Source organism: Microcoleus sp. D3_18a_C4 (genome assembly GCF_036702415.1).
Lineage (GTDB): Bacteria > Cyanobacteriota > Cyanobacteriia > Cyanobacteriales > Microcoleaceae > Microcoleus.
In genome coordinates this window covers 34,784-52,053 of record NZ_JAUBTI010000023.1, presented here as the reverse complement: position 1 = coordinate 52,053, position 17,270 = coordinate 34,784, and the positions used below count along the sequence as shown (strand labels likewise).

Here is a 17,270-nt window from a genome sequence, read left to right as displayed (position 1 = left end):
CCCTACAAATTAATACTTCCTCTCCTGCGGCTCAAACATCGTAATCGCCACCGGCATATAAGCCAAATCAATCCCCGCCGGCGAATAATACGCCATTGTATGCTTCAAGAAATTCCCATCATCGCGCTCAGTAAAATCTTCCCGCGAATGAGCTCCCCGACTTTCCTGCCGATTCAAAGCAGAAGTTAAAATCATTTTCCCGACTATTATCAAACTCCGCAACTCCAAAGCTTCCACAATTTCCGTATTCCACAACTTGCCTTTATCATCTAAGTAAACCTCCTCATATTGTCGCTCTAAATCCTCCAATTTCTTTAAACCTTCCTGCATCAATTCGGCGCTACGAAATACACCACAATACTCAGTCATAGTATCTTGATACTGCTGCCGGATTTGATTGATGCGGTATTTTCCGGGACGTTCTAAAAGTGCTTGAATTTGCTCTTTTGCTTCCATAATGTAACGCTGTTCGTCTACTGTCGGCAACTTGCGATTTTGTACGAATTGTGCTATGGTTGCGCCAGTAACTTTGCCGTAAACGACGCATTCCAAAAGCGAATTGCTGCCCAAACGGTTGGCGCCGTGAACCGATACGCAAGCTGCTTCGCCGGCTGCAAAGAAACCGTCTACCAAACTGTCAGGACTGCTGCGAACTTGCCCGCTAACATTAGTAGGAATTCCCCCCATTGAATAGTGAACAGTAGGGCGCACGGGCATCGGCTGATTTACGGCATCAATTCCTAACAAACGGTGGGCTTCTTCCCAAGCAAAAGGAATTTTACTCATAATTTTTTCGCGTCCCATGTGCCGTAAATCCAGATAGATAAAGGGGCCGCCGGCACTACCATCAACATTAATTCCTCGGCCGGCGCGAATTTCTATGGAAATTGACCGCGAGGTGATGTCTCTGGGCGCTAATTCCATCCGCGACGGGGCATAATTGGCCATAAATCGATCGCCCTCTGAATTAATCAAATAAGCGCCTTCGCCCCGCACAGCCTCGGAAATCAACACTCCCACGGGATACAAACCAGTCGGGTGAAACTGTACGAATTCCATATCTTCCAGCGGCAATCCAGCTAAAGCCGTCATCGCCAAACCGTCTCCGGTGGAGGCGTAATCGTTCGACGTGGTATTGTAAACTCGGCCGTAACCGCCCGTCGCAAACATCACCGCCTTAGCGCGCACGACCTCAATTTGACCGTCTAGCAGGTGGTACATAACTACCCCCTTGGCTTGGCCTTCTTCCAAAATCAGGCGCGTGACATACCACTCCTGATAGATGTGAACTCCGCAGCGGCGCAGATTGTTGACTAACTCGTGCAGGATGGCGTGACCGGTTTTGTCGGCGGCGTAGCAGGTGCGGCGGTGGGAATGTCCGCCAAAAGCGCGCTGGGCAATTCTGCCGTCTGGGAGGCGGGAGAAGAGGACTCCCATGTGTTCTAAATCTATGACTACACCGGGCGCTTCGCGGGTGAGGATTTCTACCGCGTCTTGGTCGGCTAAATAGTCTGAACCTTTTACTGTGTCGAAGGCGTGGGCTTTCCAACTGTCTTCGGGATCGACATTTTGTAGGCTGGAGGCCATCCCACCTTGGGCTGCGACGGAGTGCGATCGAATCGGGTGAGTTTTGGCGACGACAGCTACCTTTAAACTGGGGTCAGTCCGAGCAATTTCTACTGCGGCGCGGCAACCTGCTAAACCGCCGCCTACAATGATTACGTCGTGTTCTAGCATCTTTTTGAATTATTTTGAGTGTTCTACTCAACTTATCGTGACGCAAAAAAAAACTTCCTACCAAAAGAGCAGGAAGTTTTTTAACTTTTGATTTGAATGGGAAATCAAAAGTTAAAATTTCACATTGGACTAGCCGGCGCTTTCGACAGGCTGCTGATTGGACTGATTTCCCGTTGCAGAAGGTTGAGTTTCCGTACCGGGTTCTACAGCAAGCACTTCAATGTTATTTAGCAGAGTTGTAACGAAAGCAAACAGCAAGAAGGGCAGAGACAGCACTAAAATCAAGCCGACGGTAGCCAAGGCGAAGATTTGGCGGGCGCTACTCCACAAGGCGAGTGCCGACGCTAGACTTAGGAAGATGACTATCAGCCAAACAATGATTTGACCGTAAATGTCGCCAAAGGTGAGCGTACATTTAAGGCGATAGTTTTGGATGTTATTCATTTGATGCCTCGCGAGATTGCTATTACGACTTGTCCAAAAATACTTTGACAGTGTGTCAAGGGCCACTGTAAATTTCTAAGTTTAGCTGTCGCAACTTGGTTTTGGGGCTGTTTTAAACATTTTTATAGAAGTTTGCAACAACACTTTATGAATTTTTGTTTCTGACTGGGAAATTTTGCCGAAACAAGACTTACGCACTCCGACAAAGAAACCGGGTTTTTTACTGTTTTGGCGGGCTGTAGCGCGTCTTTTCGCAAAAAACCCGGTTTCTGGCAACCCCTGCGTCCAGGACTATGAAACAAAGGCTGAAGGGGAAAGTATACTTTTTGGCTGAGCCGCGACTTGGTAAAGAAATGTTAAGCTTCATGAGAATGTAATCAACCTTTATAGCGTCCCACCTGTCTTTTGGCCCATGTTTTCAGAGAGCAAATTGCTGATTGCGCGCTGTTTCCTGGCTGGTTTAGGAACGCAGATGTTTATGTACCGCGAAGACCGGATTCCCCAAGAGAGTCCGGTGCTGGTGGTGAGCAATCACCGCAGTTTCTTAGATCCTGTGCTGCTGACGGCGGCTTTGGGTCGATCGATCCGCTTTGCTTGTCATCATTACATGGGTCAAGTTCCGGTGATGAGGGAAGTGGTCACGACTTTCGGCGCTTTCCCCTTGGAAGCACCGGAGCACCGACAGCAGCATTTTTTCTCTCAAGCGACAGCGCTGCTGCAAAGCGGGGAGATGGTGGGGGTGTTTCCAGAGGGTGCAGAACCGATGGTGAAGCTGACTGGGCCGAATACTGTGGGGAAGTTTCAGCGGGGATTTGCTCATTTGGCTTTGCGAGCACCGGTGCGGGATTTGGCAGTTTTGCCGGTGGCGATTAGTTCTTTTGAGGAACACTCAGTACGATCGGGTGTACCGCTCAAGTTGTTGAGTTTGTTCGATCCTTCGGAACCGCTGTTCGATCGCTCTGGGTGGCATCCTGTGATAATTTATCAGCGAGTTAATGTTTTAATCGGCCGGCCTTACTGGATTACTGTCGATAGACAGCAGCAATATCAAGGCAAAAAAGCCAAAGCAGTTGTGGCTGAACTCACAAACCACTGTCAGGGAGAAATTGCAGAATTACTCCAACGAGGTTGTTTGTAAGTTTGTTGACTGTTGGCTATTGACTGTTGACTGTTGACTGTTGACTGTTGGCTGGTATCAGATTTCCAATCTAAAATCTAAAATCTAAAATCTAAAATCGATTGACTTGAATCATGGCAAATGCTAACAACAAGATTCGTTTCCTAACCCCCAAACCGCCGAAACCCGATCGCCCTTTATTTGTATTTCTGCCCGGTATGGATGGTAGCGGTTTGCTGCTGCGGCCGCAAATTTCTAAATTAGCAAATGATTTCGACATTCGCTGCTTAACTGTACCGGCTGACGACATGGCTAGTTGGGAGGTACTGGTTAGCGAAACAATTGCCTTAATTGAAGCCGAAAAGCAAGCCGGAAAGCCGAAGCGGCCGGTTTATCTGTGCGGCGAGTCATTTGGGGGCTGTTTAGCGATGAAAACTGTTTTAGAAGCTCCTCAATTGTGCGATCGATTAATTTTAGTCAATCCAGCTTCTTCATTCCGACAGCAGCCTTGGGTGCAGTGGGGATCGTATCTGACTCAGTGGCTGCCGGCCAACCTGTATCCGCTGTCGGTAATCGGTTTATTGCCGATATTAGCATCATTAGGAAAGATTGGGCACGACGATCGACGAGCTTTGCTAGAAGCGATGCAAGCAGTACCGCAAAATACGTCTGTGTGGAGATTGGCGTTAGTGCGATCGTTTAATGTTGACGAAAATCAGTTGCGTGGCATCAAACAGCCGACGCTAGTAATTGCTAGCGGTGCCGATCGGCTGCTGCCTTCCCTAGTAGAAGCGAAGCTTTTAGTCAAGGTAATTCCCAAAGCTCAAATGGTGCTGCTGGCTAACAGCGGTCACGCTTGTTTGTTAGAAACAGATGTTAACCTTTACGGGATTATGCAATCTCGCAATTTTTTGACAAAATCCGAAGAAAATCGGTCATTAGTCAGCAGTCATTAGTCATTGGGCATTGGGCATCTCCGAAAAACAATCTTATCGGCATCAGCAATTAGCAATTAAGTAGATGAGTGGGAAAATACATAAGTATGTCATAGCTGCATGAAACGAAGTGAAACTAAGCAATCGCAATGGTTCTGGCAGATTTCCATTCCGTTACATAGCGAGGTTTCTTTGCGCCTACCTACTTAATACCTCTTGGATGTCGATGGTCAGGAACTGCAATAATAGCTTCAATTAAGTTCAGAGACTGTTGGCGAATTAAAAAAGGGTAATACCCCTCATAGGTACAATGTAGATAGTGTAGGTTGGGTAGAGCGCGAGCGAAACCCAACTCTTTTAAAATAATGTGTTGGGTTTCGCTGACGCTCTACCCAACCTACTACATCTATGTGAGAAACACCGCGAGTGCTGGTTTTAGAGGTGAGGGGTGAAACCCTATGTGAATTCGCCAACAGTCTCTTAAGTTCATTAGCGATACACCGAGTTAGGATAGTATTTGCGATCGGGTCTGACCCGATCGCAAATACTATGATAAATTTAAGTAGATGAGTGGGAAAATACATAAGTATGTCATTGTTCGTTAAACGTCGCAATTCGCTTACGGTTCTAGCAGCTTTACATTCGGTTACACAGCAAGGTTTATTTGCGCCTACCTACTTATCCTCTGACAATAAATCCACCCTGCTTTACTACTCGTGAAACATACTTAGTCTGGTCAGATTCTGACTTTTTCAAGCCTATGCCTTTAGATGTGCGCTTCCTGACGTAATTCTTTATTCCTGCGTCGCACGTACACGAATAGATCGACTAAACTCAGGCCTGTTTCTTTGCATATTTATTACCTTTACCGGATATATACCCATGCTTTTGGATATACATTGTTCTTTAGGGCTAGCCTGTAAATCTTCTATTTTTACGTCTATTCCGCCCACCCTGTCGGTGATATAAAGCAATTTTAGGTTCCCCACTAAGTTATCTGTTGTCTGGAAGCAAAGCGTTATATTCCTCATATCTTTTGGCATTAAGTTCAATGTCTCTTGAGGACCGAGAGTCTTCTCTCCTAATAAAATCGTTTCTGCTAAGGCTGTACCAACGAAACCCAAAGAGATACCAGCCGCAGCAATTAAAACTGCTGGTAATTTTTTGACAAAACTCATACGACAATACCTCGTTTGTTGAAATTTACGTTGATTGGTGGTTTTTTCTTCCCACATCTTTTAGACGTTTCCCCACCCCAATTTGGGATTTTTTCGAGTTACAGGCAATTTTTCTCCCAAAAAATACACTCTCAACCCCTAGAACCCTTCCCCTTCTTACCTTTCAACCGCAGCAAACTTTTCTCAACCTCCCCACGCGCTGGATACAACAACTGCTGACTCAATGCACTTTCATACGCCTGTATCGCCCCCAACTTATCCCTCAACCCCACCAAAGCTCTCCCTAACCAGTAGTCAGCCATAGCCCCGTTAAACGCTCTCAATTCCTGACATCCCTCACCGGCAACTTTCCACCAGCGCTGACTAGCCCCAACATCCCCCAGCACCTGGTAACTCTCCGCCAGCCACAACGCCGTCGGCACGAATTGCAGAGAAATTCCCGCTGGTAACAACTTCCATCCTTTCTCCAACGCCTCCACCGCTTCTTGATGTTTAAGCGCCAAAGCCAACACCCGCCCATGACGAAACCAAGCATCAACTAACTGCGGCTGAAGTTTTGTGCCCTGCTCAGAAACACTACATCCTCGTTCAATCTCTTTGAAATGTTCCACCAACACCCGCCCCGCAGTCGCCCAAACACTCCAACGTTCAGGAAATCGTTTCAGCATCTGTTCTGCCACAAAACGCAATTCTTCCCAGCGTTTGGCAGCCGGTAAAATTTCACACAAGACCTGATAAATTGCACAATTATGGGGATACAGTTGATAAGCATTCGCCATCATCTGTGCTGCTTTTTGATAGTCTCTCGTGTCGTATAAGCACCGGCCATAGTAATACCAACCATAAGGATGATTGGGGTGTTGGGCGGTAAACTCTGCTAATACCTCCACACCTTGCCGCCAATCTCCCCGGAAAATGTGATAATAGCCCAGAGAATTGTGAGCCTCAGCCCCATGAGGAGTTTGTAGCAGTAAAGAGGTAATCATCTTTTTCGTCAGTTTCCCCTCTTCACCAGAAACTAATCTCATCTGAAGACGTTGCTCAATTTGTCGTTGCAGTACCCTAAAATCATTCGGAAATAGAGCTATAAGCTTGCTCAACTGCTCTGTTGCGGCGCTCATATCCCCCACCGCCAGATTCGCATCTTGGCTGTAAATCAACGCCACAACATCATCTGGGTTGATTGCCAAAATTTGCTCCACAGCACTGAGCACGCCAAGATGATTTTCTATCTGCTGATACACCTGTGCCAAAGCCAGCCGGTGAACGACTTTTTCAGGTTCTAAATGAGTTGCTAAATTAAAGGCAATAATTGCTTTGTCACTCTCACCCCGACAAACTGCAATCAATCCCTTGATATGATGCTGAGTCGCTGCGTTTTCGGAACACGACAAGGCTTTTTCATAGACTTCTATTGCCTCTTTTTCTCGTTTCATTAGCTGCAATAGTTTCCCTAGTTGCAGCCGCACACCCCTTAATTGCGGTTGTCGCTCAATCACTTGATGATATTCGGCAACCGCTTGTTGCCAGTCTCCCATCTGGTAAAGCAAATTAGCTAGTTCTAACCTTTTTTTCCATCCTTGGGGATATTTCTGAACATACTTACTTAAAGTGTTCAATTTCTGCTCTTGTCTAGTTGGCTTTTCTTCTAAGAAAAAGTGAACATTCATCTCTAGCCCAGAAGATTGGCAGAACTGCACCAATGATGTGGCAAAGTATCCAGACATAATTTAGACTGGCTATATATAACGGGAAATAGAATAACTTACGTTGCTCAGATTATGTCTTAGTTACTCAAACTGAACAAGCTAAAAAAGATTAATTATTATTAAGAAAAATTAATGCGATCGCGTCAATCAATGGCTCTCTCGTAAACAAAAAGCGAAATCTACGACGGGCGTTGCCTACGCACTCCGAAAAAAAGCGATCGCGCCCTTCGTCGAGTGGGCAAGATCGCTTTTTATTCAAGTTTTTGAACACTGAAATAGAGCAGCACTAAGTTGGTAATTTTCTTGCTTCTCTAAATATATTGTTTAGCTCATGGTAATTTTCTTGCTTCATCAAATATATTGTTTAGCTCATCGGAGTCCTTACGGTTGGCAGATTCCCCTATATCGTCTGCCCAAACTGTTAGCATTCTAAAACATAGCTTAACTGATAACACTTTTTGAGTGTTGCAGTGATCAAATAATCTTTTCTTCCTGTCTGCTGGATTCTTCCATATCTCGTCAAATGCTTTGAACGTGTCATATCCCCCAGGTACTTTACTCAGCATATCCCTGAACTGACCAGCAATTAAATAAGTATCTGGTGTTACATTTAACTGCCTAGAGGGAATACTTTCCACAGGAAGTTTTACCGTGTCTGACTGAAACTTTTCAGAGGTAATCGAGTTGGTAGCAGCAAAACTGCTTATGGGTGTAGATGACCACAGGAGACTTGCCACGAGTGCGATCTGGATTTTGCGGGATGTACTCATTTTTTGTTAAGGAAGATGCAACTAATACATGGATTTTAAGCGGTTTTCTCTGACCGCTTATTTATTAGACGTTTTTCTACCCCAATTTGGGAATTTTTCGAGTTACGGGCAAATTTTCTCTCCAAAAATCCCCCCTCAACGCCTAGAACTTTTGCTCCTCTTACCTTTGGCCGCTGCAATATCGTCTAAACTTCCCCACAGGCGGGATAAACAACGGCTGACTCAACGCATTTTCATCTCCAGGCTAGAAGAGTAGTAGAGATGTAGGAATGATGGGGTAAAGTTTCCAGACATAGTACGGTGACTTGATAGCTAATTTCTTCATCCTGGCTTTTTGGGGGAATTAGTGATTCCCAATTGCATTGGGGTTGAGACTTTTCTGGCAAAGGAATTACCAACTTTAAGGGGGGCGAGGAAGAATTTAGAGGAGTATCATCTTCACCGGCCAGATATTTGGTTAAATGCCTTCGCAGAATACGTCCGGCTTTGCTCACGCATTTGCGGACGTTTTCTTCAGAGCATAGAAATAGCTTGGCAATATCTTGATAAGATTTATTTTGGTAGTGGTATAAGACAAAAGTATCGCGGATTCTGAGAGGCAAGGAGTCAATTTTGTGGTGGATATATGCCTCCCATTCTAGGTTCATAATATTAGGTTCAGTAAATCCTAAGTTAGAATAAAGTGCTGGATTATCTTCAAGTTTAATCTCGTCTATGTTTTCAATTATTAGTGCATCTCGTTTCCGTTTTCGATGCAAATCTATGCAGAAGTTATAGAGAATTTTAGTTAACCAAGCTTTAGGATATTTAATTTGACTTCCATAGTTTTGCCATTCTGTCCAGGCTTTAAGCATTGCCTGACTCAATACTTCTTCGGCATCGAGTGGGTTTGAGTTCATCCACTTGAAACAGCAATGGGAAAGATAATCTTGATGCGCCTGCCATTCTTGCCAAAAAATTGTATTTTTATCTTCAGTTTCATCCCACAGGATTGATGCCGCCACTGATTGAGAAGATGACCTGATTTTTTGAGTTCTATGGCTATTGCTTTCCATTTACAGCAGATTTCACATTTATGAAGTACACCCGCCTATCGTGAGCTTCCCCGTAGGGATACTCCAAGAGCCCAAGGAGTCTCAACTTAAGGTCAAACCCATAGTCCGGCGGGGGTTGAAACCCCGGCCTCAAAGCTAAAGTCCTCTAAAAGAGGACTGAAGAGAAGAATTTTCAACTCATTAGTCCTCTTTGAGAGGAATTTAGCTATTAGACAGGGGTTTCAACCCCTGGCGGACTCCGGGCCCACAGACGAACTTGGCGGGCTTTCAGGCTTAAGTTGACACCAATGGACACTGCCGTGTCCTACAATTCACAAACCTCGAATACGCTGTATTTCAGCTTACACGGCTCCTCCTCTTCTTATCCCGAACTCAGGTTAATTAAGATTTAGCCATTTTTGAGCGTTAAGCCGCTGGACGACGCCAAACACCATGAGGTCTAGTGTTACCTTACGCTCATCTATCAAAAAAGGCTCTAAAGTGCTGGTTTTTGTCTTATTTTCCGCGCAGGAAAAGGCTCTTTGACTTTGAATATTTTCTTGAGGAAAATACAGGTTAAATTGGCGCTCTCCTTCTTGGAATTTACCAATTACCTGCCAGCAATCCCCGGCGGAACTCATGCCAAAAACGGGGAATTTTTGCTTGGTAAAACTCACCTCTAAATCCTTAACGCCCTGCTTAGTCAAAGCAGTTTGCAAAGCGGGCAAATAATCTTGTTGAATAAATTCCGCAAAGGGCTTGTCTTCAACAGCAGGTGCTTTTTCCTTTTTAGCTTTAGCTGGGGGCTTGTCGCCTTCGGCCTTGGCTGCGGGCTTTTTAGCAGCCGCCTGGGGCTTGTCAGTGCTGGGGAAGTCGCTTGTCTCGGCTGTGTCGGAACTCGGGGCGTTCTCGATCGAAGCACTGGGAGTTTCCGATTCGCCAGCGGTAGGATTTTTCGGTTCTTCTGACATTAACGCTTCCTGGTAAAAGTGATTGGGTAAGGAGTTGGGAGTTGAGCAAGCGGGCGATCGGCTCGATCGATCGCATACTTTTTATCGAAAACCAACCTGAGAGAATGGCTAGTCAAAAAAAATTGAACTGAAAACACTCTCACAGGGCGATCGCCCGCAAACATCACAACTCTTGAGATTATTCTAAATCTCAGCGACAGCTCGTTCAATCAAACGGCGGGCGAGAGTTTGAACACCGGTGTGTTCGTAGTAGTTGGTAGTCATGTCGAGGAATGCGCCCACGTAGTCCACCTTGTCTGCTGAAATATCTACAAAATTCTGCAAGTGGCCGAGTACGTTTTGGGGAGTCAAACCTCGATCGCTCACAAAAGAGCCCATCCAGCCAGAAACCGAGTTAAAGCTTTCGCCGATAAAGCCGAGTTGGCCTGCGGGAGAGCCCCCAGGAATCATGCCACCGATCGACTGAAAGACCGAATTATCTTGCAAATCGTTCGGGGAAAGCCTCTGAATCCAAGACTGAGTTGCCATGATAAAGTCCGGGCCCAGGGGAATCAAACCGTCAAAACAAACCAAAGCAGCCATCCGCATCAGGGATTCGCCGCCGTAGTCGCCCAAGGAAGCGGCAAAATCGCCGATGCTGTCGCCGGGAAGGCCGTTGATTTGGCAAAAAGCCAGCAACTCAGTGACTAACTTCAGAGAAAGGTCGATCGTTTGAGCTTTTTCCGGCTTGGGAGTGAGATTGCCCAGCAGGGACAAAAACGGCACATTTTGGGAGACTTTGTTAGCGAGGGCAGCAGTGCCCAAAGCCTTGTCAGCACTGTCAATAGTTTGGTAGAGCCAGAGAGCGCGCTGGTAGCCCTCTGATTTATCGTTGTAGAGGTAGATGGCGCGCTCGCCAATTTGCTGGATTAAATCTTCGTCTGTTTCGCCAGTAACGGTGCGAATGGTATTTTCAAAGCCAACTAAATTGTTCCACTCGCCGGGTACCACAAAGTCAAGCGCTCGTAGGGCTTTGACAGTCATGTTGTCTTGAGGCAGTTGATCGACTAATTCAAAGACTGTTTTGCTCACAAAAAACTCCTTATGCTGGAACGAAAATCAAAGGTATTACTTTTGGCAGATTGCAAAACTTCACAGTCTCATTGTGGCAGACTTAGTTCTGATAGCGCCAGACTGGAATCGGGCGCGGAGTGCGACAAGAGACATTGCTATTTGACGCGGGCGAGGCCGCCGAGGTTAAATTTTGACAGCCAAGCTTCGCGATCGCTAGCGGTAAAAGAGGGACTGCGCGATTGAACTTTCACCTGATAGCGATTTGCCACTAAAACAGCGGTACCATTAGCACCCTGATTAACGGCGGGATAGCCACTGATTTGCTTGGTACTTTGCTTAAATTTTGCACCTGCGCTGGGGTTGCCGGCGATGTCGCTAATCGAGAGCACCGCGACATTTTTACCGTCTTTGTTCAATTTAGCTTCCGCAAAACCGGATTTTTCTTGAGCAAAAACGCGATCGAATCCACCGCCAGAAGACGGGAAGTATTTATTTAACTTACCGCCTGCAACTGCCTTCTTGGGCAGGTTTTGATTACTAGCACTTGATTTATCAGCAGTTGTCTGCTGTGCTTTACCAGGTTTTTGGGTGCTTTCCTGCTGAGCTTTGTCCCAGCGTGATTCGGTTTGGGTTTGACCGCAGGCGGTCACTAACAGCAGTACCGAGATCAGGAATGGAGCTAAAATTCTGCGTGCGGGGGAAAATTGCATCGCTGTCTCCTCATTAGTAGGTTTCCATAACAATTGTGGCTCAGAATTTGGCAATTTGTGTTCCCCGATCGGATGATTTGTCTTCTTGGCAAAAAAATCCTCTACCTACAGGCAGAGGATTTTTTGGCAATTACGAGTTTTGAAGGAAGAAAACTGAAAGATTGCTCCACAGATAAATTCTGGGGATGGGGGTAAAGAAACTAAGTTTTCTGATAGCCAGCAATCTCAAAACAATTTTTGCTGATTTTCCCTAGATTTATCTAGAAATTTCAGAGCGATTGTTCCTCAATCATCTTACTTCGGCTTTCCAACTTAGGTCTTACTTGAGGGGTAAGGATCAGGCGTCGCTTTCAATGTAGATAAACAACAAACCCATTACCACAACCGGCATCACCCAGGTAATTAGGGGAATCAAAATCCAAGGCAAGAAAGAGGCAGCGTAGGAACCTGTCATATCAAATTCTCCAAACTAAAGTTAGTGTGTTCCAACAGGGATATGTGGGAGTCGAGTCTAATTGTTGACTAAACCCCGGAAAATGGCATCAACGCCGTTAAAGTTTTCGAGTAAGAAGTAGGCAACAAAGACACCACCCATTCCACCAATGAAGAAACCACCGGTAAACTGGCTCCACCCTTCAGCATTTCTGAGGGCATCAGGGGTCATGGGATTAGCGCTAGGGTAGCTGGTGTTGTCTTGTTTGAAAGAGACTAAACCGTAAGCAGACATACCTAGTGTGCCAAGCAGAACTAAGACGAGGGCGGTATATAATCCTCCGAGATTAGCTGCTTCTGGATAATCCCGCAGGGGTCCGAAGACGATTTCGGGGCCGACGAGGAAATAACCGTGTGCCAAACCAATTTCTAGGCCTCGAATTAGGGGCGAGAGTCCTTTGCGGTAGACGGGCAAGTTCCCAATGAATGCTTTTGTGAAATCAGAAGCACTGATGGGAGTTGCGAGATGACCCGTGAAGGGGTCGCCGTTAAAGGGTTTAATCAGCTCTGCATCTCTGGGATCTGCCATATTCTCTTTTTCCTCGCTGTGCGTAAAAGTTGAGGCGTTCAAGTCATATTTTACGCAGGGACGTGTTTCCTATTTGCATAATTGGCAGCGAGCTTTAGAAAAGTTCACTATTCTTTAGTTTTTGGAAGAATTTTTCTTTTGCCTCTTATACCAGAAAGCGAGTCGATCGGGCGACACTCCCAGGAAATAAGCGAGGATTACTATTTGATTAATGGCGGTGGTTTTGATCACCCCAAGCTGCTGCCAGCGACGGGCGGATGTCAGCACTGGCTGGGGTACTATTTCAATGCGGCCTTGTTTTTTCAACCGCCGCACGAATTCAAAGTCTTCCATGAGGGGCAAGTCGGGAAAACCGCCGATTTGGTCAAAGGTAACTGCTTTGAGGAAAATGGCTTGATCGCCGTAGGGCATTTGCAGAAAGTTCGATCGCCAGTTTACCCCTGTTTCTACCAGCCGGAGGCTGAGCCTGCAGGCGTCAATCTTGAGTTCAAAGGCCCCCGCTACTGCAGACGGGTTAGCTAGTACCCGACGCGCGCAAGAGTCGTACCCGCGAGGCAACAGAGTGTCTGCGTGGAGAAACAGCAGGATATCTCCAGTAGCGGCGGCGGCACCTGCATTCATTTGGGTGGCGCGGCCTGGGGCGGTGCAGATAACTCGGACGCCCAAAGATTTTGCTATATCTGTAGTACCGTCGCTGCTGCCGCCGTCGGCGACAATTATTTCGACATTTTTGGCCTCAAGGGCGGTGGAGATGACTGAGGCAATTGTAGGTGCTTCGTTTAAGACTGGAACGATCAGGGAAATTTTGAGATTGGAATTTTCTGGCGACAACATACAGAATTAAGCAGCCCGTGAGAGAGAGCGGGTTTTGTACAAAGCTGATTTTGCCCATTTCTGCCCCCGGGCTCGCCCCTACATTTTGCCTTAACGTGGGAGAAGTTTGGTAAAAAACAAAGCTATTAGTCGCTCATTTTTTACACCGGCCCCGCGCCTACATTGGGCTTTCCTGTGGCAGGGCGGGTTTTGTACAAAGCCGATCTGTTAGTTGCTAATTTAGTTGGTAATTTTTGGCTTTTTCTCGCGCCTGGGACTATTGTCCCAAGCGCTGTCTAACTGCTACTGAGATTCAGCATTTGGTTAGACAAATACAATTACTATATTATGACGTTCTGGTTTCACAATCAAGTATTTTTATCCAATTATATATGACAATTTTTAATACTTAATCGACGTTAAATAGACTTTAGTTATTTAAACATATTAATATCTAAACCGAGGAGATCTTCGGGTCGATCGATATCTGCAAGAGTGGGAAGATAAGCAATATTGAGGTCGAGTTTTTGGGCGATCGCCCGCGTACAAGCCAATACTTCACTGGTTCCCCAGTCAATGCCACCGAACAATTCCGGTATCGATCGCCGCAGCCCGATGAGATAATAACCTCCGTCTTTTGCCGGGCCCAAAACTAAATCGTGCTGGCTCAATTCCTCAAAAGCTTGTGCCATGATTTCTGCTTTCAAACCCGGACAATCAGTGCCGATAATTGCTGTTTTCTCAACCCCTGAATTAAAAGAGTTTTGAAACGCTGCTGTCATTCTGGCGCCCAAATCACCGTCTATTTGATTTTTACAAAAAATATCACTTCCCAACCACTCTTGCATCAGTTGTTGGCTGCCGCCGGATCGGTGAATTTCTACCGATAATCGGCGGGTTTTTTCCAGAGAGAGAGCGCAGGCGATCGTCCGTTGGGCCATCAAGCGGTGAAGGTTGGCAGCACCTGCTTTTCCCAGCACCGGAATTAGTCGAGTTTTGGTTGTTCCGGGTTCGGGATAGCGGGTGAAAACAATCAGTTTTTCTAAAATCATCGATTGTCCATAATTTTTAAATAAATGACCTAATGCAGTGCTGGAACCACGCGGGGCTAAAAACCCGGTTTCTGTGGCGAGCATCCGCAATTTTTCGGAGAAACCGGTTTTTTCGCGTCCATGATTACTAATTTAATCCGTGGATTCCACCCATCCTAAAATACTGTCAACTGTCAACTGACAACTGTCAACAGTCAACCGTTAGCTCATTTCTAGCATTCGTTGGATGGGCTGCAAAGCTGCTAGTTGAATATCTAGAGGCATGGTAATTTCAGGGGTTTGATTTTTCATAGCTAGATACAATTTTTCCAAGGTATTTAATCTCATGTGCGGGCATTCGTTGCAAGCACAACTATTATTGTTGGGAGGAGCGGGGATGAAGCGTTTGTGCGGAGCTTGCTTTTGCATTTGGTGAATGATTCCCGGTTCAGTCGCGACAATAAAAGCTGGGCTGGAACTAGCTTGAGAATATTTGAGCAAAGCAGTGGTGGAGCCGATGTAATTGGCGTGGCGCAGCACGGGAGGTTCGCATTCTGGGTGGGCAATTATTTCGGCTTCGGGATTTTCGATTTTGAGTTGAACTATCTTTTTTTCTGAGAAGTTTTCGTGGACGATGCAAGCTCCTTGCCAAATCTCCATGTTTCTGCCGGTTTGTTCCATGACGTAGCGGCCGAGATTGCGATCGGGTCCAAAAATTATCGGCTGATTTTCGGGAATTTGGTTGACAATTTTAACCGCGTTAGAACTGGTGCAAATTATATCGCTCATTGCCTTAATTGCGGCGGTACAATTAATGTAGGAAATTACCAAATGTCCTGGTCGATCGGCTTTGAAAGCTGCAAAGGCTTCGGGAGGGCAACTGTCGGCGAGGGAACACCCAGCATTTAAGTCGGGCAACAATACTAATTTGTCGGGATTGAGAATTTTTGCGGTTTCAGCCATGAAATGAACTCCGGCAAAAACTATGACATCGGCGCTGGTGTTGGCGGCTTTGCGGGCAAGTTCTAGGGAGTCGCCAATGAAGTCTGCGATGTCTTGAATCTCGGAGTCTTGGTAATAGTGGGCGAGAATGACGGCGTTTAACTCTTGTTTGAGGGCGTTAATGGCTGCAAACAAGTCGTCGGGCAGTCGGGTTTGAGTAAAGTTCGGAGCAGGTGCGGTGGTAAACACAGTTAGAATATTCCGGGGAAGGTGGCGAAGACAGCTAAAGTGTATTTTGAATTATAGTTGAATTCACCAAAAAGTGCTGGCTGTTCAGTGGAACCAATCTAATATCTAAAATCTAAAATCCAAAATATGCTGTGGGAGAGTGCAAAAATGGGTCGCTGTTTCTTATGCTGAGTAAGAAGGGGCTAGGGATCGATCGCACATGACAAATCACATGAATGAGGCTAAATCTATCAAAATTGCGGTGGTGGGGGATGTTCACGATCGCTGGGAACCTGAAGACGGCGAGGCCCTGAAGCATCTGGGCGTTGATTTGGTGCTGTTTGTGGGGGATTTTGGCAATGAGTCGGTGGAGGTGGTGCGGGCGATCTCCCAATTGGACATTCCGAAAGCAGCGGTGTTTGGGAACCACGACGCTTGGTACACGGCGACAGAGTGGGGCCGCAGTCAGTGTCCTTACGATCGCACTCAAGAAAATTGGGTAAAACAGCAGTTAGATTTAATGGGAGAAGCTCACGTCGGTTACGGGAAACGGGATTTTCCCGAATTGGGCGTAACTGTGGTAGGAAGCCGCCCGTTTACTTGGGGGGGATCGGAGTGGAAGTACGGGGATTTTTACTCGGAGTGGTTTGGGGTAGAAAGTTTTGAGGAGTCGGCGCGGCGAATTGCAGGGGCTGCGGCGGATGCCGATTGCGAAAATGTGATTTTTTTGGGTCACACGGGCCCGACGGGGTTAGGAGACGCTCCTGAAGACCCCTGCGGGCGAGATTGGAAGCCGCTGGGAGGGGATTGGGGCGACCCGGATTTTGCGGAGGCGATCGATCGAACTCGGAGTTCTGGGAAGCACATACCGCTGGTAACTTTTGGTCATATGCACCACAAACTGCGGCACACGAAGCACGAGTTGCGGAAGTCGCTGGAGGTGAGTGCGGAGGGTACGGTGTATTTGAATGCCGCCAGCGTACCGCGAATTGTGGAGAGAGAGTGCTCGAAATTGCGGAATTTCTCGATCGTCCTGCTGGAAAATGGAGCAGTGTCGGAAGTGTCGCTGGTATGGGTAGGCGAAGATTTCGGGGTAGAAAGAGAACAAATTCTTTATCGGCGCACAGAATCTGCGGCTATTTGTAGTTAGAGACATTTGCTGGTATGATAAAACTTATGCGCCAGGAGAGGTGGCAGAGTGGTCGAATGCGCTCGGCTTGAAACCGAGTGTGGCAGTGATGTCACCGTGGGTTCAAATCCCACCCTCTCCGTTGAACAATTCTCTTGCCTGTTAAGGGTTTCAGGTTAACTACATAGCAAGAAAAACCGTTTTCCGCTCAACTTTCGCGCTAATGGTTTTCTAATATGTCCAAAACCGCCTCCATATCTGCCAAGTCTGCCCCGGACTTTTTGCGTCTGTTTTTCAACTGATTGAGCAAGTCGGCCGCTTCTGGCAACTCGCTGGCAGTGGCTGATTTTTGTTTCAGGTCGGCGAGCTGTGTTTCCATTTTCTCACGATCGGCGCGCTCGGTCGTAAGTTGCGATCGCACTTCTGCTAATTCTTGCCTGAGCTTATT

General features: G+C 46.6%; 18 protein-coding genes and 1 tRNA gene. 4 read left to right on the top strand and 15 right to left on the bottom strand.

The features are described 5' to 3' along the window. Nucleotides 1–9: 9 nt before the first annotated feature. A complete protein-coding gene (locus tag QUB16_RS13325; RefSeq protein ID WP_333316645.1) occupies nt 10–1,737 on the bottom strand; it encodes a succinate dehydrogenase/fumarate reductase flavoprotein subunit in 1,728 nt (575 codons plus the stop codon). Between the two features lie 129 nt (nt 1,738–1,866). Next, nucleotides 1,867–2,181 carry a hypothetical protein gene (locus tag QUB16_RS13320; RefSeq protein ID WP_333056259.1) on the bottom strand — a complete coding sequence of 105 codons (315 nt, stop codon included), beginning with the start codon at nt 2,179–2,181 and terminating at the stop codon, nt 1,867–1,869. A gap of 412 nt (nt 2,182–2,593) precedes the next feature. On the opposite strand from QUB16_RS13320, the gene QUB16_RS13315 reads away from it, so the two are divergent. Continuing rightward, on the top strand, nt 2,594–3,319 hold the full coding sequence (locus QUB16_RS13315) for a lysophospholipid acyltransferase family protein (RefSeq protein ID WP_333316643.1): 726 nt from the start codon (nt 2,594–2,596) through the stop codon (nt 3,317–3,319). Between the two features lie 113 nt (nt 3,320–3,432). Next, entirely contained in the window at nt 3,433–4,254 is an 822-nt protein-coding gene (locus tag QUB16_RS13310; protein ID WP_333316641.1) for an alpha/beta hydrolase, read from the top strand. A gap of 773 nt (nt 4,255–5,027) precedes the next feature. On the opposite strand, the gene QUB16_RS13305 is transcribed toward QUB16_RS13310, so the two are convergent. The 12 genes from QUB16_RS13305 to nadA all read right to left on the bottom strand — a co-directional run bounded on the left by QUB16_RS13305 (nt 5,028) and on the right by nadA (nt 15,714). Further along, complete coding sequence (locus QUB16_RS13305; RefSeq protein ID WP_333316639.1) at nt 5,028–5,468, bottom strand: hypothetical protein; 441 nt, start codon at nt 5,466–5,468, stop codon at nt 5,028–5,030. A 74-nt stretch (nt 5,469–5,542) separates the two neighbouring features. Beyond that, nucleotides 5,543–7,138 (bottom strand): tetratricopeptide repeat protein, encoded by a 1,596-nt coding sequence (locus QUB16_RS13300; protein ID WP_333316637.1) that lies wholly within the window; start codon nt 7,136–7,138, stop codon nt 5,543–5,545. A gap of 311 nt (nt 7,139–7,449) precedes the next feature. Further along, nucleotides 7,450–7,890, bottom strand: a complete 441-nt coding sequence (locus tag QUB16_RS13295) for a hypothetical protein (RefSeq protein ID WP_333316635.1) — start codon at nt 7,888–7,890, stop codon at nt 7,450–7,452. Between the two features lie 233 nt (nt 7,891–8,123). Continuing rightward, the gene (locus QUB16_RS13290) at nt 8,124–8,945 is read right to left on the bottom strand and encodes a sigma-70 family RNA polymerase sigma factor (RefSeq protein ID WP_333316634.1); all 822 of its coding nucleotides are present in this window, start codon (nt 8,943–8,945) and stop codon (nt 8,124–8,126) included. A 377-nt stretch (nt 8,946–9,322) separates the two neighbouring features. Further along, nucleotides 9,323–9,895 carry a DUF2996 domain-containing protein gene (locus QUB16_RS13285; RefSeq protein ID WP_333299244.1) on the bottom strand — a complete coding sequence of 191 codons (573 nt, stop codon included), beginning with the start codon at nt 9,893–9,895 and terminating at the stop codon, nt 9,323–9,325. A gap of 183 nt (nt 9,896–10,078) precedes the next feature. Continuing rightward, nucleotides 10,079–10,966 (bottom strand): hypothetical protein, encoded by an 888-nt coding sequence (locus QUB16_RS13280; protein WP_333316632.1) that lies wholly within the window; start codon nt 10,964–10,966, stop codon nt 10,079–10,081. Between the two features lie 137 nt (nt 10,967–11,103). Then, nucleotides 11,104–11,658, bottom strand: a complete 555-nt coding sequence (locus QUB16_RS13275; protein ID WP_333316707.1) for a hypothetical protein — start codon at nt 11,656–11,658, stop codon at nt 11,104–11,106. 337 nt (nt 11,659–11,995) lie between these two features. Next, nucleotides 11,996–12,112 (bottom strand): photosystem I reaction center subunit VIII, encoded by a 117-nt coding sequence (locus QUB16_RS13270; protein WP_333042098.1) that lies wholly within the window; start codon nt 12,110–12,112, stop codon nt 11,996–11,998. 57 nt (nt 12,113–12,169) lie between these two features. Then, entirely contained in the window at nt 12,170–12,679 is a 510-nt protein-coding gene (locus QUB16_RS13265) for a photosystem I reaction center protein subunit XI (RefSeq protein ID WP_333081456.1), read from the bottom strand. 114 nt (nt 12,680–12,793) lie between these two features. Further along, complete coding sequence (locus QUB16_RS13260; RefSeq protein WP_445251121.1) at nt 12,794–13,513, bottom strand: TIGR04283 family arsenosugar biosynthesis glycosyltransferase; 720 nt, start codon at nt 13,511–13,513, stop codon at nt 12,794–12,796. Nucleotides 13,514–13,926: 413 nt separating this feature from the next. Beyond that, nucleotides 13,927–14,544, bottom strand: coding sequence for a TIGR04282 family arsenosugar biosynthesis glycosyltransferase (locus QUB16_RS13255; protein WP_333316703.1), 618 nt, complete (start codon nt 14,542–14,544; stop codon nt 13,927–13,929). 201 nt (nt 14,545–14,745) lie between these two features. Continuing rightward, entirely contained in the window at nt 14,746–15,714 is a 969-nt protein-coding gene (gene nadA, locus QUB16_RS13250; protein WP_333316629.1) for a quinolinate synthase NadA, read from the bottom strand. A 199-nt stretch (nt 15,715–15,913) separates the two neighbouring features. Between nadA and QUB16_RS13245 the strand changes: the two genes are divergently transcribed. Together QUB16_RS13245 and QUB16_RS13240 are read left to right on the top strand one after the other, a co-directional pair. Then, nucleotides 15,914–16,843, top strand: a complete 930-nt coding sequence (locus tag QUB16_RS13245) for a TIGR04168 family protein (RefSeq protein ID WP_333316627.1) — start codon at nt 15,914–15,916, stop codon at nt 16,841–16,843. A 34-nt stretch (nt 16,844–16,877) separates the two neighbouring features. Further along, a tRNA-Ser gene (locus QUB16_RS13240) sits at nt 16,878–16,964 on the top strand. Nucleotides 16,965–17,042: 78 nt separating this feature from the next. On the opposite strand, the gene QUB16_RS13235 is transcribed toward QUB16_RS13240, so the two are convergent. Further along, entirely contained in the window at nt 17,043–17,201 is a 159-nt protein-coding gene (locus QUB16_RS13235; protein WP_333289107.1) for a hypothetical protein, read from the bottom strand. Nucleotides 17,202–17,270 lie beyond the last annotated feature (69 nt).

Bases quoted from the DNA above. Each gene is read 5' to 3' on its own strand.
- QUB16_RS13265 (WP_333081456.1), bottom strand. From the start codon at position 12,679: ATGGCAGATCCCAGAGATGCAGAGCTGATTAAACCCTTTAACGGCGAC.
- QUB16_RS13275 (WP_333316707.1), bottom strand. From the start codon at position 11,658: ATGCAATTTTCCCCCGCACGCAGAATTTTAGCTCCATTCCTGATCTCG.
- QUB16_RS13290 (WP_333316634.1), bottom strand. From the start codon at position 8,945: ATGGAAAGCAATAGCCATAGAACTCAAAAAATCAGGTCATCTTCTCAA.
- QUB16_RS13310 (WP_333316641.1), top strand. From the start codon at position 3,433: ATGGCAAATGCTAACAACAAGATTCGTTTCCTAACCCCCAAACCGCCG.
- QUB16_RS13270 (WP_333042098.1), bottom strand. From the start codon at position 12,112: ATGACAGGTTCCTACGCTGCCTCTTTCTTGCCTTGGATTTTGATTCCC.
- QUB16_RS13260 (WP_445251121.1), bottom strand. From the start codon at position 13,513: ATGTTGTCGCCAGAAAATTCCAATCTCAAAATTTCCCTGATCGTTCCA.
- QUB16_RS13255 (WP_333316703.1), bottom strand. From the start codon at position 14,544: ATGATTTTAGAAAAACTGATTGTTTTCACCCGCTATCCCGAACCCGGA.
- QUB16_RS13300 (WP_333316637.1), bottom strand. From the start codon at position 7,138: ATGTCTGGATACTTTGCCACATCATTGGTGCAGTTCTGCCAATCTTCT.
- QUB16_RS13305 (WP_333316639.1), bottom strand. From the start codon at position 5,468: ATGTGGGAAGAAAAAACCACCAATCAACGTAAATTTCAACAAACGAGG.
- QUB16_RS13320 (WP_333056259.1), bottom strand. From the start codon at position 2,181: ATGAATAACATCCAAAACTATCGCCTTAAATGTACGCTCACCTTTGGC.
- QUB16_RS13285 (WP_333299244.1), bottom strand. From the start codon at position 9,895: ATGTCAGAAGAACCGAAAAATCCTACCGCTGGCGAATCGGAAACTCCC.
- QUB16_RS13245 (WP_333316627.1), top strand. From the start codon at position 15,914: ATGACAAATCACATGAATGAGGCTAAATCTATCAAAATTGCGGTGGTG.
- QUB16_RS13295 (WP_333316635.1), bottom strand. From the start codon at position 7,890: ATGAGTACATCCCGCAAAATCCAGATCGCACTCGTGGCAAGTCTCCTG.
- QUB16_RS13315 (WP_333316643.1), top strand. From the start codon at position 2,594: ATGTTTTCAGAGAGCAAATTGCTGATTGCGCGCTGTTTCCTGGCTGGT.
- QUB16_RS13325 (WP_333316645.1), bottom strand. From the start codon at position 1,737: ATGCTAGAACACGACGTAATCATTGTAGGCGGCGGTTTAGCAGGTTGC.
- QUB16_RS13235 (WP_333289107.1), bottom strand. From the start codon at position 17,201: ATGGAAACACAGCTCGCCGACCTGAAACAAAAATCAGCCACTGCCAGC.